At 68.6% G+C, this 14,429-nt stretch carries 13 protein-coding genes; 6 read left to right on the top strand and 7 right to left on the bottom strand.

Annotation, left to right across the window (positions count from 1 at the left end; translation table 11 throughout):
- Positions 1-62: 62 nt before the first annotated feature.
- From ACX1DX_RS09855 to ACX1DX_RS09840, 4 genes are all read right to left on the bottom strand, one after another.
- Complete coding sequence (locus ACX1DX_RS09855; RefSeq protein ID WP_459396463.1) at positions 63-557, bottom strand: hypothetical protein; 495 nt, start codon at positions 555-557, stop codon at positions 63-65.
- Between the two features lie 133 nt (positions 558-690).
- The gene (locus ACX1DX_RS09850) at positions 691-1,293 is read right to left on the bottom strand and encodes a TetR/AcrR family transcriptional regulator (RefSeq protein ID WP_459396462.1); all 603 of its coding nucleotides are present in this window, start codon (positions 1,291-1,293) and stop codon (positions 691-693) included.
- A 174-nt stretch (positions 1,294-1,467) separates the two neighbouring features.
- A complete protein-coding gene (locus ACX1DX_RS09845; RefSeq protein ID WP_459396461.1) occupies positions 1,468-3,003 on the bottom strand; it encodes an alpha/beta hydrolase in 1,536 nt (511 codons plus the stop codon).
- A gap of 45 nt (positions 3,004-3,048) precedes the next feature.
- The gene (locus ACX1DX_RS09840) at positions 3,049-4,425 is read right to left on the bottom strand and encodes an MFS transporter (protein WP_182763210.1); all 1,377 of its coding nucleotides are present in this window, start codon (positions 4,423-4,425) and stop codon (positions 3,049-3,051) included.
- 150 nt (positions 4,426-4,575) lie between these two features.
- Here ACX1DX_RS09840 and ACX1DX_RS09835 point away from each other — a divergent pair, with 150 nt between their 5' ends.
- From ACX1DX_RS09835 to ACX1DX_RS09820, 4 genes are all read left to right on the top strand, one after another.
- Complete coding sequence (locus ACX1DX_RS09835) at positions 4,576-4,818, top strand: DUF6458 family protein (RefSeq protein ID WP_182763211.1); 243 nt, start codon at positions 4,576-4,578, stop codon at positions 4,816-4,818.
- A gap of 181 nt (positions 4,819-4,999) precedes the next feature.
- On the top strand, positions 5,000-6,286 hold the full coding sequence (locus tag ACX1DX_RS09830) for a citrate synthase (protein ID WP_182763212.1): 1,287 nt from the start codon (positions 5,000-5,002) through the stop codon (positions 6,284-6,286).
- 52 nt (positions 6,287-6,338) lie between these two features.
- The gene (locus ACX1DX_RS09825; RefSeq protein WP_459396460.1) at positions 6,339-6,746 is read left to right on the top strand and encodes a hypothetical protein; all 408 of its coding nucleotides are present in this window, start codon (positions 6,339-6,341) and stop codon (positions 6,744-6,746) included.
- Complete coding sequence (locus ACX1DX_RS09820; protein WP_459396459.1) at positions 6,743-7,114, top strand: hypothetical protein; 372 nt, start codon at positions 6,743-6,745, stop codon at positions 7,112-7,114. Before ACX1DX_RS09825 ends, ACX1DX_RS09820 begins: the two co-directional genes overlap by 4 nt.
- Positions 7,115-7,234: 120 nt before the next feature.
- Here the strand turns inward: ACX1DX_RS09820 and ACX1DX_RS09815 are convergent, their stop codons facing one another.
- The 3 genes from ACX1DX_RS09815 to ACX1DX_RS09805 all read right to left on the bottom strand — a co-directional run bounded on the left by ACX1DX_RS09815 (position 7,235) and on the right by ACX1DX_RS09805 (position 10,955).
- Positions 7,235-7,894, bottom strand: a complete 660-nt coding sequence (locus ACX1DX_RS09815; protein WP_459396458.1) for a (4Fe-4S)-binding protein — start codon at positions 7,892-7,894, stop codon at positions 7,235-7,237.
- 24 nt (positions 7,895-7,918) lie between these two features.
- Entirely contained in the window at positions 7,919-9,367 is a 1,449-nt protein-coding gene (locus tag ACX1DX_RS09810; protein WP_459396457.1) for an HNH endonuclease, read from the bottom strand.
- 178 nt (positions 9,368-9,545) lie between these two features.
- Positions 9,546-10,955, bottom strand: a complete 1,410-nt coding sequence (locus tag ACX1DX_RS09805) for a CCA tRNA nucleotidyltransferase (protein ID WP_459398205.1) — start codon at positions 10,953-10,955, stop codon at positions 9,546-9,548.
- A gap of 75 nt (positions 10,956-11,030) precedes the next feature.
- On the opposite strand from ACX1DX_RS09805, the gene ACX1DX_RS09800 reads away from it, so the two are divergent.
- Positions 11,031-11,906, top strand: a complete 876-nt coding sequence (locus ACX1DX_RS09800) for a mechanosensitive ion channel family protein (RefSeq protein ID WP_459396456.1) — start codon at positions 11,031-11,033, stop codon at positions 11,904-11,906.
- A gap of 183 nt (positions 11,907-12,089) precedes the next feature.
- Positions 12,090-14,423: a transglycosylase domain-containing protein gene (locus ACX1DX_RS09795; RefSeq protein ID WP_182763218.1), complete on the top strand. Its 2,334-nt coding sequence runs from the start codon at positions 12,090-12,092 to the stop codon at positions 14,421-14,423.
- Positions 14,424-14,429 lie beyond the last annotated feature (6 nt).

Here is a 14,429-nt window from a genome sequence, read left to right as displayed (position 1 = left end):
TGTGCCGGATGGTTCCTGTGGGCGCCTATGGACGGGCCCGCGCGACACGACTCGCGGACCGGTCAAGAGTCGGCGGAGAGCAACAGCGCTTCGCCCTGGCCTCCACCTCCACACAAGGCGACACCCGCGCGCCCGGCGCCCCGACGATGCAACTCCATCGCCGCGTGCAACGCCAACCTGGCCCCGGACGCCCCGACGGGGTGGCCCAGCGCGAGGGCACCGCCGTGCAGGTTCGTCTTCTCCCACGGGTAGCCAAGCCCCTGCAGCGACGCCGCGGGGTTGGTGCCGTAGGGCCGGCGAGGAACGACACCAGCGCGCCCTGCACCAGCATCACCTTCTCGATCACCTCGGCCTCCGAGATGCCGTGCGTCCTGGTCTGGTCCGCCACCTGGCCCTCGACGAGCGGGGTGGGCACGTAGCCCGGGTTGACGCACGGAGGTGACGCCGTGCGCGCCGCCCTCCAGCGGCGAGGCCACCAGGCCGTGCACCGACGAGATGTTGATGATGCGGCCGAACCCCTGCGCGTACATGTGCGGCAGCGCAGCGCGGATGAGCACGGCGCCTCCAGCATGATGCGTTACAGCAGCCGGAACGCGGCCGGGTCGAACTCCTCGATGGGGGAGCCCCGCTGGATGCCGGCGCCGGTGACGAGCGCCTTCCGGCCGCTCAGTGGGGTGCTCATGCGTGTCCTCATCGAGGTTGCAGCGCGTTGGTGACGAAGTCCATGACGGCCTCGAACACGTCGTCGGGGATCTTGGCCGCCGGATGGCCGGCGTCCCAGCTGAGGTAGCGCATGCCCACCACTTCGCCGACGCCCATCAGCGCCCACGCAGCCACCTCCGTGTTCGCCACCGAGATCTCAGCCCGCCCTGCCGCCTCGGCCAACGCCTCGGCGTAGCCCTCGAAGATGCGGGTGTAGTGGGTGCGCATCGCTTCGGGGGCCACGAACCAGGCCTCGCGGATGAGGGGGTAGACCTCGGGGTGCTCGGCGAGGAAGTCGAAGTAGGCGCGGAACCCGCCGCGCTCCGCCTCGAGCCGGTTGGCGGCACCGTCGCTGCCCTGGCGCATGGCGTTGCGCAGCTGACGGTTCAGGTCGACGACCACCTCGTGGTAGAGCTCAGCCTTGCCGGGGAAGTAGAGGTAGAAGGTGCCCATGGCCACGTCCGCGCCCTCCGTGATCTTCCCGATCGACGCCTCGTGGTACCCGTGGGTGGCGAACGCGGTGCGCGCCGAATCCAGGATCTTCGCCTTGGTGCGTTCACCTCGGGCGGTGCGGGGGGTGGTGGTCGTCATCGGCGACTTGAGGTTTCGGCCGGAGCGGGAGTGGTGCTGGGCGCGCAGGCGGCCAGCATCATTGACATGCCCACAGCTACGGCTGCGAGTACGGGCTTCTTTGTCCGCATGGGGTTCCTTCCACGTTTCGATCACGACGGGCGCCGCGGGATCGCCGTCGCGGGGACGCCCGCGCTACTGCGCGGTCAGTTGGTGCAGGTGGTCATGGATGACCTCCCACACCGCCGGGTCACTCACGGGGCGGAAGTGGCCCTCGACGCTCAGGGTGACGTTCGTGGCGTCGTCGAGATGCGAGCCGCCGGGGATCATCTGGTCGAACGCGGGGGCCAGGGACACGATCCGACGGTTGACCTCGCGCTCGGCGACGAGCGCGGCCAGCTCCGGGTGCTCCGGGTGGAACAGCCCGAGGGGTGAGCGCCGCAGCAGGAACATCCGCTGCACGCGGTTCCAGAGTTGCGAGCCACTGAACGGCGTCGCCACGGCCACCATGCCGGTCAGCACGCCGTCAGATCTGGGGCTGAGCAGCATGGCCTTGCCGATGAGCCCGCCCTTGGAGTGGGCGACGACGACGGCGTCGCGCACCTCGAGCGACTCCAGCGCGTCGAGGCCCTGGGTGACGGAGGCGGTGAGCCCCCGCAGGTTCCAGCCGAGCGCGGGCAGTTGGTGGACGGTGTGCCCGTGCGAGACGAGCCACTGCTGCAGCGGCGCCAGGTAGCGCGGGTTTTCCAGGATGCCGGGGATGAGGACGACGGCGGGGCCGGTGCAGTCGCCTGGGGTGCCGGAAGTCTCGTCCCTGCGGGCGCGGAGCGAGAGGTACTGGTCGCGCAGCGCCACCGCCCAGTCCTGGGCGGCGACCCGGACCGACCGGGGGTTGCGGAGTACCGACCAGGCCGAGACGGGCGGGTGGGGCCCAGCCCCGCCGGATCCAGATGCGGCGTCGTCCCGGACCCCGGATCCAGATGTGGGGTGGTACGGCCCGGACGGGGCCAGGATCAGCTCGGCCACCCTCTCGGCGTGGGTGTGCATCGCCTGGTGCGCGCCCGGCACCACGGCGACCTGGGCGCGGCCACCGGCCCGATCAGCCAGTTCCTCCAGCCAGCGGCGCGGCGCCATCAGGTCGAGTTCGCCGGCCACCAGCAGCGTCTCGACGTGGGTCAGGGAGATCCGGTCCTCGATGGGGTAGTTCAGCATCGCGGGGAAGATCTGCCACATCCACTTCGGCCCGCAGCTGAGGAAGGCCCGGACCGACGCGGCGGCGGAGCTGGGCTTCTCCTTCAGCGCCGACTGGCTGAACTGGCGCACGATGGTGCGCGCCCGGCGGCTGGTGCGGTCGACCACGGGCGACAGCAGCACCATGCGGGAACAGAGCCCGGGTTGCTGGGCCTCCGCCTCGACGACCACCTGGGCGCCCATCGAGTGCCCGATCCACACGGCCCCCTCGACGCCCAACTCGGCCACCGCGCGGCGGGCCAGCGTGGCGAACTCGGCGATCCGCAGCGTCTGGTCCGGCTCCGGGGTGGGCCCGAAGCCGGGCAGGTTGAGCAGCACCAGCCGGCCGCTGCGCCCCAGCGCCTCGGCCAACGGCTCGAAGTAGCTGGACGCCACCCCCAGCCCGTGCACGAGCACGAGGGTGCGAGCGTGGTCACCGGTGGACGTGAGGGCCTGCAGATGGAAGCCGTCCACGTCGATCGAGGTGCTCGTCAGGTGCATCGCCCCAGCGTAATCACCCGACGGGGCGCGCGGCCCCGTCCTGGGTCAGCCCACGCGGGCGGCAACGAGCTCGTCCTCGGGAGGCAGCGTGTGCTTCGGCGGCTCCTTCACGAACAGCGCCACGATCAGGCCGATCAGCAGCACCAGGACGATGCCGAGGATTCCCCAGTGCTGCGCGGACTCCTCGTCGCCGGCGCCCGTCACCGCGAGCCCGAGCGCGATCGCCAGGCCGAACATGAGCGGGGCCAGGAAGCTCACGGCCCGGCCCGTCGTCGCGTAGAGGCCGAACATCTCGCCGCTCATGCCCTTGGGGATGAGGCGGGCGAGGAAGGAACGGCTGGCGGACTGCGCCGGGCCCACGAACAGGCACATGGCCAGGCCGAGGCCCCAGAACACGGGCTTGCCGCCGTCGTGGAACACGAACACCCCCAGCCCGAGCAGCACCAGCGCGACGAGCGAGCCGATGATCACGCTCTTGGGGCCGAGGCGGTCGTCGAGCAGGCCGAAGAGGATCGTCGAGACGCCGGCGACGACGTTGGCGGCGACGCCGAAGATCACCACCTCGCTGAATTCGAACCCGAAGGTGCCGGCCGCAAGCACACCACCGAAGGTGAAGACGCCGGCCAGCCCGTCGCGGAAGAGTGCCGCGGCGATCAGGAAGAACAGCGTGTTGGGCGCGGTGCGGGACAGCCGCTTGATGGAGCTGAAGAGGGCCCGGTAGGAGCCGACGATGCCCAGCGACGGCGCGGGATGCGCCGGCCGACGGTCCTTGATCGCGATGAAGATCGGGATGGAGAAGACCAGCGTCCAGGCGCCACACAGCAGCATCGACAGGCGCACCTGGTCCGCGTCGAAGCCGGAGCCCATGAGCGCGATGATGAGCAGCAGGATGGAGATGCCGCCCAGGTAGCCGAGGCCCCATCCGAGGCCGGAGACGCGGCCCACGTTGCGCGGGGTCGACACCTGGTCGATGGCCGCGTAGTAGTTGACGTTGGCGATCTCGGAGACGACGTTGCCCGCGCCCAGGAGGATGGCGCCCAGGAGGAAGTACTCGGGGGCGGGCGCCACGAAGTACATCGCGGCGCAGATGGCGGCCAGCAACCAGGTCTGCCACCTGAGGTGAAACATCCGCTTGCCGGAACGGTCAGATCCCTGGCCCAGCACCGGGGCCAACAGGGCGATGAACAGCCCGGCGATCCCCGTGGCCCAGGCCAGCTTCATCGTGACCTCGTCCTTCGGGCCGAAGGCCGAACTGGTCAGGTAGACCGCGAAGACGAAGGTGGTGATGACCGTGGCGAAAGGCTGTGTTCCCCAATCCCACAGTGCCCACGAAAAGACCTTGCCCTTACTGGCCTGCGCCGAGGAAAGGGCACCGGTCGTCTCGGGCGACGGCGTGATGTCTGGAATTGCGGATGTGCTCACCAGCGCAGATTAACGCGCGCGAGTTAACTTTCGGTGAACCCATGCCAACACACCCAAACGTATGAGAGAAACCCATATACCTGCCGGTGGAAAGGCGTTACGGTGATTATGTGGGCTGCCGTCCACGCGAAACTGAAACAAGGAGGAACCATGCGAATCGGTTCTGGCATCATCCTCATGGCCATCGGCGCCATCCTGGTGTGGGCCGTCGATGCTGAGGTGCCTTACGTCAGCCTCGACATGATCGGCTACATCCTGATCGCCGCCGGCGTCATCGGGCTCATCTGGGCACTTCTGGCCTCGCAGCGCACCCGCGTCACCGAGGCCCGCACCGTCCAGGATCCCAACACGGGCGAGACGGTGCACCGCGCTGAATCGCACGACGGTCTCTGATTAGAACTCAACAATAAGGGTCCGCTCCTTCGGGGGCGGACCCTTCGTTTTGGTGGGACCCCTCCAGACTTGGACGATCGATTTTGTGGACTCGATCCAAGTTGTAAGGTGGGGGCGCAGCCAAAGGAACCCACACCGGCGCCCACGACGGTCGCACGGGAGTAGAAGGAAAGGCATACGCATGACCGACAACGGAGTCCTCAAATACGGGGATCTCGAGCTCGATCTGCCGATCGTGGAGGCCACACAGGGGAACAACGGTTTCGACGTCAGCAAACTGCTGTCGAGCACGGGGCTCACCACCCTGGACCCTGGCTTCGTTAACACAGCGTCGTGCACTTCGGCCATCACATTCATCGACGGCGACAAGGGGATCCTGCAGTACCGCGGGTACCCCATCGAACAGCTCGCAGAGAAAGCCACCTTCATCGAAGTGGCTTACCTGCTGATCTACGGCGAACTGCCCACCCAGGCAGAACTCGACGAGTTCTACGGCAAGATCTCCCGCCGCATGACCCTCGACGAGCGACTCCGTGAGCTGTACCGCAGCTTCCCGCGGGGGGCCCACCCCATGCAGGTGCTCGCTGCCGGTGTCACCGCGTTGGGTGCGTTCCACCGCGAACACCTCGACGTGCACAACCCGGAGCACGTGGAGGAGTCGTCGCTCAGGCTCCTCGGCTCCATGCCGACGCTGGCGGCCTACGCCTACAAGTCGTCCATCGGCGCGCCGTTCCTCTACCCCCAGACCAAGCTGGGCTACGTCGAGAACTACCTCCGCCTCTCCTTCGGCACGCCGTCGGAGGAGTACGAGATCGACCCCGACGTCGTACGTGCCTTCGAGACGCTGTTCATCCTCCACGCAGACCACGAGCAGAACGCCTCCACCTCGACGGTGCGCCTCGTCGGCTCTGCAGACGCCAACATCTACGCCTCCATGAGCTCCGGTGTGGCGGCCCTGTCCGGCCCGCTGCACGGCGGCGCCAACCAGGCGGTCCTCGAGATGCTGCGTGAGATCAGCGCCGAAGGCCTCAACATCAAGGACTTCGTGTCCCAGGTGAAGGACAAGAAGTCCGGCGTGAAGCTGATGGGCTTCGGCCACCGCGTGTACAAGAACTACGACCCGCGGGCCAAGATCATCAAGGGCCACGCAGACACGCTCCTGCGCAGCACTGACAAGAACAACCACCTCCTCGACATGGCCCTGGAGTTGGAGGAGACGGCGCTGAACGACGAGTACTTCATCGAGCGCAAGCTGTACCCGAACGTCGACTTCTACACGGGCCTGATCTACGAGGCGATGGGCTTCCCCGCATCGCACTTCACCGCTCTGTTCGCTCTCGGCCGGCTACCAGGCTGGATCGCGCAGTGGCGTGAGCAGCATGCGGACCCGCACCGCAAGATCGGCCGCCCGCGCCAGATCTACGTCGGTGAGAAGGAACGCGACTACCGGCCGATCAACGAGCGCTGATCCCGTCGAACCGCCTCTGACAAGGGCCCTGGTATTCCAGGGCCCTTGTTTTGTGTCCGTTGGGCTCGAAGAGCTGGCGGCCGACGACGGATCGGGTGCGGCTGCGTCGTTCCTCGCCTCGGCGGCCGAGCGCAAGAAGGCCACCACCACCTACCGCGTGGACGGGCTCAACAGCCTGACCCCGGTGGCTGACAGGTACATCCCGAAGGTGGGCGACACCCGCTTCGACACCTTCCTCCAGGAGACCTATGGCCGCTACCTGACGTGGCTGGGCGCGGAGCCCTACGGGTCGGAGACGTTGCCGGGCACGCCCACGCGGTCCGCCAGACTGGGCCAGTACCAGACCAACGCCATCGAGCGGATCGTCGACGGGCCACGCCGAGCACTCCGGGGCGCTTCGAGCCGAAGCCGCCGTACACGGCGCCCGGCATCTTCGAGCTCAACGGCCGCCAGTGGATGACCACCTGCGAGCCCTACTCGCAGACCGAGCGGTGCCGCACGGAGATCTGGGCCACGATCGTGCGGGTCCGGGGTGGCGAGTACGTCCGCGAGAACGCCTGGGCTTTCAACAACCTGACCTACCTGCCGTACATGACGCGGGCGGCGTGGGAGGGCAACCCGCTCGGCGACACCGCGGCCACGGGCCGCGGCGCGTGCCGCAGCTACACGTGGACGACGGTGTACGCGGCCACCGCCAAGCCGGGCGGGGGCTACGCCTTCAGCCAGTCGAACCAGTGGGTCTTCAACAACATCGTGATGTTGCGTACCGGCTCTGAGCCGAACTCGGGCGACAGCGACGGCCCGAAGTTGTACTCGGCCGGTTCTTGAAAACCGGCAAGCGAGGAACGAGCGCAGCGCTCACGAAGGACCCCCGAAGCCGATCTGACACCTGAATGAGGACTCCGGAGTTGAAGGACTCCGGGGTCCCCACTCATGGAGGCGTTCCAGTCAGCCGGCCGCGGGGTCCTCGTCCGGGGAGCCGACCTCGGCGAGCTGCAGTGCCCCCGTCGGGCAGTTGCGCACGGTGGTGCGGAGGCGCTCTTCGCGTTCGGCGTCATCGGCGGCCGACGGGTTGATCCACGGACGGTTGGCCGTGTTGAACACCTCGGGCATGGTGCGCACGCACTGGCCGTTGTGGTTGCACAGCGCGGAGTCGAACGTCACGTCCACCAGCGGGCCGGTGTAGCGCTTGCGGCCGTGCGTGGGGATGTCGCGCTCCGACGCGGGCCTGGCCACGGCGACCGCGCCCACCATCTCGCCCTGGTCGTTGCGCAGCGCAGCGAACGTCATGTCGATGTAGACGCTCCCGCCGTCCTCCCGCAGCGACTTGGTGCGGCGGGCTTGGCCGTCCGACGCCAGCGCGCCGCGCAGCATCGCGGACGAGAAGCCCCGGTGGTGCGCCTCGCGCAGCTTCAGCGGGATCATGAAGTCGACGTCGCGCCCCAGCGCGTACTCCTTCGACCAGCCGAACAGGTCCACGCACGCCCGGTTCCAGGCGCGCACCAGGCCGTCCTCGTCGATCACGATGATGGCGTCCGTGGCGCTGTCCAGCGCCCAGCCCGCGACCTCTGCGCTCAGCGCACCGTCGGCGGCGGTCCAGTTGATCATGTGCCCTCCTGATCTCGCGCCCCATCATTCAGCAACCGGCGCGGATAAGTCCAGGGAACCGGGAGAAAACCCGCCTCCAGCCGCATGCCATACCTCCGCGCTGCGCGAGAGGAGTTCTTCCAGGCTCGGCGGGTCACAATGTGCTTCATCAGGGCAGGGTGGTGCCTTGGGTGGCGGGGTGAGTTCGCGTAGTAGGTGGCGTGGATGTTGTCGTGGTGTGCGGGCTGGGTCGATGTGCCGGGGTGGGGTGAACCACGGCATCCCTGTGTCCGGATCCAGGTGCACTTGCCACTGCGATTCGGCTGATTGTTGCGGGTCTGGCTCGACGAGGCGGTGGTGGTGTGGACACAGCAGGACTGCGTTGACTATCGAGGATTCACCGCCGGCCCACCACGGGATGATGTGGTGCGCTTCGCAGGAGGCGGGGCGGACGGTGCAGCCGGGGAACGCGCAGCCTCCGTCGCGGAGGACGAGCGCGGTGCGGATGGCAGGCGTGAACAGTCGATGCCTCCGCCCGACGTCGAGAGGGCGGGAGTTCCCGCCGAGGACGGCGGGGATGAGGTCTGCGTCGCAGGCCAACCGGCGGGCGTCGCCGGCGGAGAGCCCGTCGAGATCGTCGGCGCCCACGATGCCGGCCCTGCCGAGCCCGGTGAGCAGGGTGTCGTAGTTCAGGGTGACGGTGACCTGCGGCCTGTCCCCGCCGTGGGCGGGCAGTTGCCCGGTGGCGGCGGCTGCCTGGACCAGCAGCACCAGGGCATCGGCGCGGCGGACCTCCCGGCTGGGCAGTTCTCCTGCCTCGCGGTAGGAGGACAGGGGCGGCTCGATGGCGTCGAGTTGCGCCTCGAGCAGGTGTGCGTGGGCGGTGGGCAGCAGCGCGGTGACTCTGGTGCCGCCGTGGTGGTCTGGGGTGAGGCGCAGGTACCGGTTGCGCATGGCGGCGCGGTCTTGGGCGTCGAGGCGTTGTTGCGCGGCGGCGTCTGCGCCGTCGGGGTCTACCAGTTCGTGGAGGCGGGTGGCGAGGGCGCGCAGTTCGGCCGGGCCGAGGGTGTCGGCGTGTTCGAGGATGGTTTCCTGGCACTTCGCCAGGTCTGCGCGGGTGAGGGAGCGGGGGAGTTTCCGCAGGCCGTCGATGATGCCCTCGGCCTGGGCGAGGGAGATGGCGCCTTCGTGGAGGGCGGCGGCGATCAGTGGGAACCTTTCCGCGAGGTCTGTGGCGAGTTTCAGGGAGGCGACCGCCTGGCCGGTGGTGGTGCGCACCGAGTGGCGCACCTGGTCGATGACGGGAGCGGCGGCGGCGAGCCTGGCCTCATGGATGAGGTGCAGCCGCAGCCCGGCCAGCTGGGCTTCGGCCTCGGCCACCGCGGCCACCATGCCGGCGAGCCGATCCGCCGTGTCGTGGCCGGTTCCGAACGAGGGCACGGCGTCCCAGAGCGCGGCGATGTACCGCTGCCCCAGATCACGCATGTCGTCCATACGCACTATTAAAATAGTCAGCACTGACAAAACTGTGCCGGAACGGCCCAATGGGAGAAATCCTCGAGGGGCCGTGGATGCTGCGCGCACGAGCGAGCGCCAACGATAGGAGCCACGTCGCACGAGTCAAGGTGCGATGGCTCAGGTACAGGCCGGGACCCGTCGCACGCTGACGGGCTCAACCAGCGTTGCGCTCGGCCCACCAGCTTTTCAGCAGCTCGACGGCGTCGTCGTGATCCAGGGGCCCGTTCTCCGTGCGGTGTTCGAGCAGGAACGCGTAGGCGGCGCCCACCTCGCGGCCCGGCTTGATGTCCAGGATCTCCATGATCTGCGTGCCGTCCAGGTGGGGACGCAGCGCGCTGAGCTCCTCCTGCTCGGCGAGCTCGTCGATGCGCCACTCCAACTCCTCGTAGGCCCGGCGCAGCTTGGTGGCCTTGCGCACGTTGCGGGTGGTGCAGTCCGCCCGGGTCAGGATGTGCAGGTGCTCGAGCTCGTCGCCCGCGTCGCGCACGTACCGGCGCACCGCGGAGTCACTCCACTCGCCGTCGGCGTACCCGTGGAAGCGGAGGTGGAGGTCGATCAGCTTGGCCACGGACTTCACCACCGTGTTCGGGTACATCAGGGCCTTGAGCCGCTTGGTGGCCATCTTCGCCCCGACGACGTCGTGGTGGTGGAACGTCACCTTCGACGCCTCGAAGCGGCGGGTGGGCGGCTTACCGATGTCGTGCAGCAACGCGGCCAGGCGGTTGACGATGTCCGGCTCGTGGCCTCGGGCCTTCTCGAGCTCGATCGCCTGGTCCAGCACGGTCAGCGAATGCTCGTAGACGTCCTTGTGCCGGGAGTGCTCGTCGATCTCGAGTTGCAGCGCGGGCAGCTCCGGCAGGATGATCTCCGCCACCCCGGTGCGTACCAGCAGGTCGATGCCCTCGCGGGGCTGGTCGGTCAGCAGCAGGCCGGTCAGCTCGGCCTGGATGCGCTCGGCCGAGACGATCCCGATCCGCTCCGCCATGTCCTTCATCGCCTGCACCACCTCGGGCGCGACGGTGAAGCCCAGCCGGGCGGCGAACCGGGCGGCGCGCATCATCCGCAGCGGGTCGTCGGAGAAGCTGGCCTCGGGTGTGCCGGGGGTGCGGATGAGGCCGTCGGCGAGGTCCTCGAGGCCTCCGTACGGGTCCACGAACTGCCGCGTGGCCACGTTGATGGCCATGGCGTTGATGGTGAAGTCGCGGCGCACGAGGTCGCCGTCGATGTCGTCACCGAAGTTGACCTCGGGTTTACGGGACTCGCTGCGGTAGATGTCGGCCCGGAACGTGGTGATCTCGATCTGCCACTCGCTGTCGGCGGTCTTCTTGTGGGCGCCGATGGTGCCGAAGTCGCGGCCGATGTCCCACGTCGACGGGGTGAACTTCTTCAGCAGCGCGTGCGTCTGGTCCGGGCGGGCGGAGGTGGTGAAGTCGAGGTCGTGACCCAGTTGGCCGAGCAGCGCGTCGCGCACCGAGCCGCCGACGAGGTACAACTCGTGGCCGGCGTTGCGGAACAGCCTGCCCAGGTCATCGATGACGGGCGCGATGCGCAGGAGTTCCTGCATCGCGTTGGTCTGGGCGGCGGTCAAGCTGGGCACGGGCGTCGATTCTACCCTTCGCGCGCAGGGCAGAATGTGGCCATGCCTGATTTCTGGGAGAAGCTGCTGTTGGCCGGCATCGTGATCACGGTGGCGCTCATCCTGCGCCTCGTCCTGATGTTCGCCATCGGCCGCACGGTCAAGAGCCTCGCCTCGCGCGAGCGTGCCGTGGGTGACGACCTGGGCACCCGGGCCCGGCGCATCCTCGCCCGCGCCAGCGGAGTCAGCGCCGAGAGGCATCGCCAGCGGGTCGAGACGCTCGGCTCGCTGCTGCGCAACGTCGTCGACATCGTGCTGCTGGTGGTCGTCCTCCTCACCGTGTTGGCCACGTTCGGCGTGCCGATGGGGCCCCTGATCGCCTCGGCCGGCGTCGGCGGCGTGGCGCTCGGCTTTGGCGCCCAGTCGTTGGTGAAGGACTACCTCTCCGGTGTGTTCATGCTGGCCGAGGACCAGTTCGGGGTCGGCGACCTCATCCGCGTCGGCGACCTCACCGGCACCGTCCAGGAGGTCACCCTCCGCGTGACGAAGCTGCGGGACGCGACGGGCACCGTCTGGTACGTGCGCAACGGCGAGGTGCTGACGCTGGGCAACGTGTCGCAGGGCTTCTCCACCGCCACCATCGACGTGCCGGTGGCCATCGACGAGGACCCGGAGAAGGTGCAGGACCTGCTGCGCGCCGCCGTCGGACGGATGGACGAGGAGCCGGAGTTCGCCGAGCAGTTGCTCGAGGCGCCGACGGTGCTGGGCGTGGGGGCCATGGAGGGCGGCACCATGACGGTGCAGGTGCTGATCAAGACCGGCCCCAACCAGCAGTGGGCGCCTATGCGAGCCGTGCGGGCCCGCGCCCAACGGGCGTTGGCGGAGGCCGGGATCCGCGGCCCGATCCTGCCCGGCGGGATGAAGCCGCCGTCGCTCTGACGGGCCACCCGCCAGGCATGCCGAGGCATATCTGAGTTGTGCATCGACTCCGCTGCACAACTTCACTCTGCCTGACCCGCGGCTCGGCCCAAAGCCCCGATTCGGTCTGCTTGAGCGCGACACTTACCCTGGAAAGGGTCGGCTCTGCGGGGTCGGCGTGGTTGTCAACGGTGAGAGGGACACATGGCCACGACTGGCAAGAAGGCTGCGGCGAAGCGTACTGCAGGTAAGAAGGGTGCGCAGAAATCGCGCGCCCGGAAGATCTGGGGGCGCATCGGCATCACCGCCCTGGTGCTGTTCATCATCGGTGGCCTCGTGGGTATCGGCGGCTTCGCGTACCTCTACAACACCACGGACCTGCCGGACCCGAACTCGGATTTCACCACCAACACGACGTTCCTCTACTACCAGGACGGCGCCAACCAGCTGGGGTCGCTCGCGGTGCAGAACCGCGTCACCATCCCCTACGACGAGATGCCGCAGTTGATGAAGGACGCCGTCATCGCGGCGGAGAACCGGTCCTTCTGGGAGGACCCGGGATTCTCGGTGCCCGGCATGCTGCGCGGCGCCTGGTCGATCGCCCGCGGCGGCGAGGTGCAGGGCGGCTCCACCATCACGCAGCAGTACATCAAGATCCTCTACCTCGATTCCAGCCGGACGATGTCGCGCAAGGTGCGCGAGCTGTTCCTGGCCACCAAGATGGGCCGTGAGATGCCCAAGGAGGAGATCCTCGAGGGCTACCTCAACACCATCTACTTCGGCCGCGGCGCGTACGGCATCCAGGCCGCCGCGAAGTCCTACTTCCTCAAGGACTCGAAGGACCTCACCGTCGGCGAGTCCGCCGCCCTCGCGGCCATCCTGAACAACCCCGCCGGGTTCAACCCCTCGGGCGGCCAGGAGAAGCTCGACAGGCTGCTGGGTCGCTACCAGTACGTGCTGGACGGCATGCTCGAGATGGGCGCCATCTCGCAGGCCGAGCACGACGCGGCGCGCCCCGCGCTGCCCACGTTCCCCGAGGTGCCGGTCAACGACCGCTACGGCGGCCCCAAGGGCTTCCTGATCAAGATGGTCGAGGACGAACTGCTCGCCAACGGCTTCTCCGAGGGGGAGATCCAGGGCGGCGGCCTCAGGATCGTCACCACGCTCAGCAAACCCATGCAGGAGGCCGCCATCCAGGAGGCCCAGCGCTACACCGCTCAGGCCGCGGCCGACGCGGAGGGCACGCCTGACCCGTCGAAGCTGCACGTGGCCATCTCCTCCGTCGACACGGCCAGCGGCGGCGTGCTGTCGCTCTACGGCGGCGCCGACTACGTGAAGAGCTCCCGCAACTGGTCGCTGACCAAGCGCCCCGCCGCGTCGACCTTCAAGCCGTTCGCCACCATCGCGGGCCTGCGCAACGGGTTCTCCCTGCAGTCCATCCTCAAGGGCGACACCTTCACCCCCCGCGGCGACACCCAGCCCGTCCGCAACGAGTTCAGCAACCAGTACGGCCCGGTCACGCTGCGCAAGGCGACGGCGGACTCGATCAACACCGCGTTCGTCGACCTCACCGAGCAGATGGAGAACGGCCAGCAGGAAGTGATCAAGGCCGCCAACGACGCGGGTGCCCCCACCGGGCCCGCCTGGGAGGAGTCCGGCAACCGCATCGCGCTGGGCTTCGGCGAGGTCAGCCCCGTCGACATGGCCAACTCCTACGCCACGCTCGCCAACTCCGGCCAGCGCAACGCCACCCACATCGTGAAGCAGGTCCTGGACCGCGACGGGCAGGTGGTCTACGAGGCCAAGCCCGCCAACGAACAGACCATCGACGCCAACGTGGCCGCCAACGTGACGGACTCCCTGCGCTCCGTCGTCCAGGAGGGCACGGGTCGTCGCGCCCAGGAGTTGGGCCGCCCGGTAGCGGGCAAGACCGGCACCAACGGCGTCGAGGACGCCATCACGTCGGCCTGGTTCGTGGGCTACACCAAGCAGATCTCGACGGCGGTGATGTACGTCGCCGGCGACGGGGGCAACGAGGACCTCGAGCCTTACAAGCGCCCCCAGGACCGGACGTTCTTCGGCTCCAGCTATCCGCTCATGACCTGGGTGTCCTACATGGCCCGCGCCACCGAGGGCATGCCGGTGGAGGAGTTCGACGAGCCCAAGGACATCAAGGCGGACAAGGGCGAGACGACCGACGAGTCCGAGCCGCCGGCCAGCGAGGAGCCCTCGCCGTCACCCACCCCGTCGCCGACGCCGTCCCCCACCCCCACGCCGTCGCCGACCCCTTCGGAGGAGCCGACGGTGGAGCCCACGCCGTCGCCCACGCCCACCGTCGCGGAGACCACGGAGGCGCCGGCGACGACGCCCCCGGCCACCACGCAGGCTCCGAAACCGAAGCCGAAGCCCAAGCCCACCAAGGAGGAGACCGAACAGCCGGCCCCCACCGTGGCGCCGGAACCCACCGCGGAGCCGACGGTGGCGCCGTCGCCGACGGTCACCGCGGCTGTGCAGGACGCGGTGACGACGGAGCCGTAAACGTCG

This window comes from Tessaracoccus zhenghani (assembly GCF_054552775.1).
The sequence above is the reverse complement of the archived record's forward strand: the minus strand, read 5'-3'. Positions and strand labels throughout refer to the sequence as shown.

Bases quoted from the DNA above. Each gene is read 5' to 3' on its own strand.
- ACX1DX_RS09850 (WP_459396462.1), bottom strand. From the start codon at position 1,293: ATGACGACCACCACCCCCCGCACCGCCCGAGGTGAACGCACCAAGGCG.
- ACX1DX_RS09845 (WP_459396461.1), bottom strand. From the start codon at position 3,003: ATGCACCTGACGAGCACCTCGATCGACGTGGACGGCTTCCATCTGCAG.
- ACX1DX_RS09835 (WP_182763211.1), top strand. From the start codon at position 4,576: ATGCGAATCGGTTCTGGCATCATCCTCATGGCCATCGGCGCCATCCTG.
- ACX1DX_RS09830 (WP_182763212.1), top strand. From the start codon at position 5,000: ATGACCGACAACGGAGTCCTCAAATACGGGGATCTCGAGCTCGATCTG.
- ACX1DX_RS09820 (WP_459396459.1), top strand. From the start codon at position 6,743: ATGACCACCTGCGAGCCCTACTCGCAGACCGAGCGGTGCCGCACGGAG.
- ACX1DX_RS09815 (WP_459396458.1), bottom strand. From the start codon at position 7,894: ATGATCAACTGGACCGCCGCCGACGGTGCGCTGAGCGCAGAGGTCGCG.
- ACX1DX_RS09810 (WP_459396457.1), bottom strand. From the start codon at position 9,367: ATGGACGACATGCGTGATCTGGGGCAGCGGTACATCGCCGCGCTCTGG.
- ACX1DX_RS09805 (WP_459398205.1), bottom strand. From the start codon at position 10,955: ATGCAGGAACTCCTGCGCATCGCGCCCGTCATCGATGACCTGGGCAGG.
- ACX1DX_RS09800 (WP_459396456.1), top strand. From the start codon at position 11,031: ATGCCTGATTTCTGGGAGAAGCTGCTGTTGGCCGGCATCGTGATCACG.
- ACX1DX_RS09795 (WP_182763218.1), top strand. From the start codon at position 12,090: ATGGCCACGACTGGCAAGAAGGCTGCGGCGAAGCGTACTGCAGGTAAG.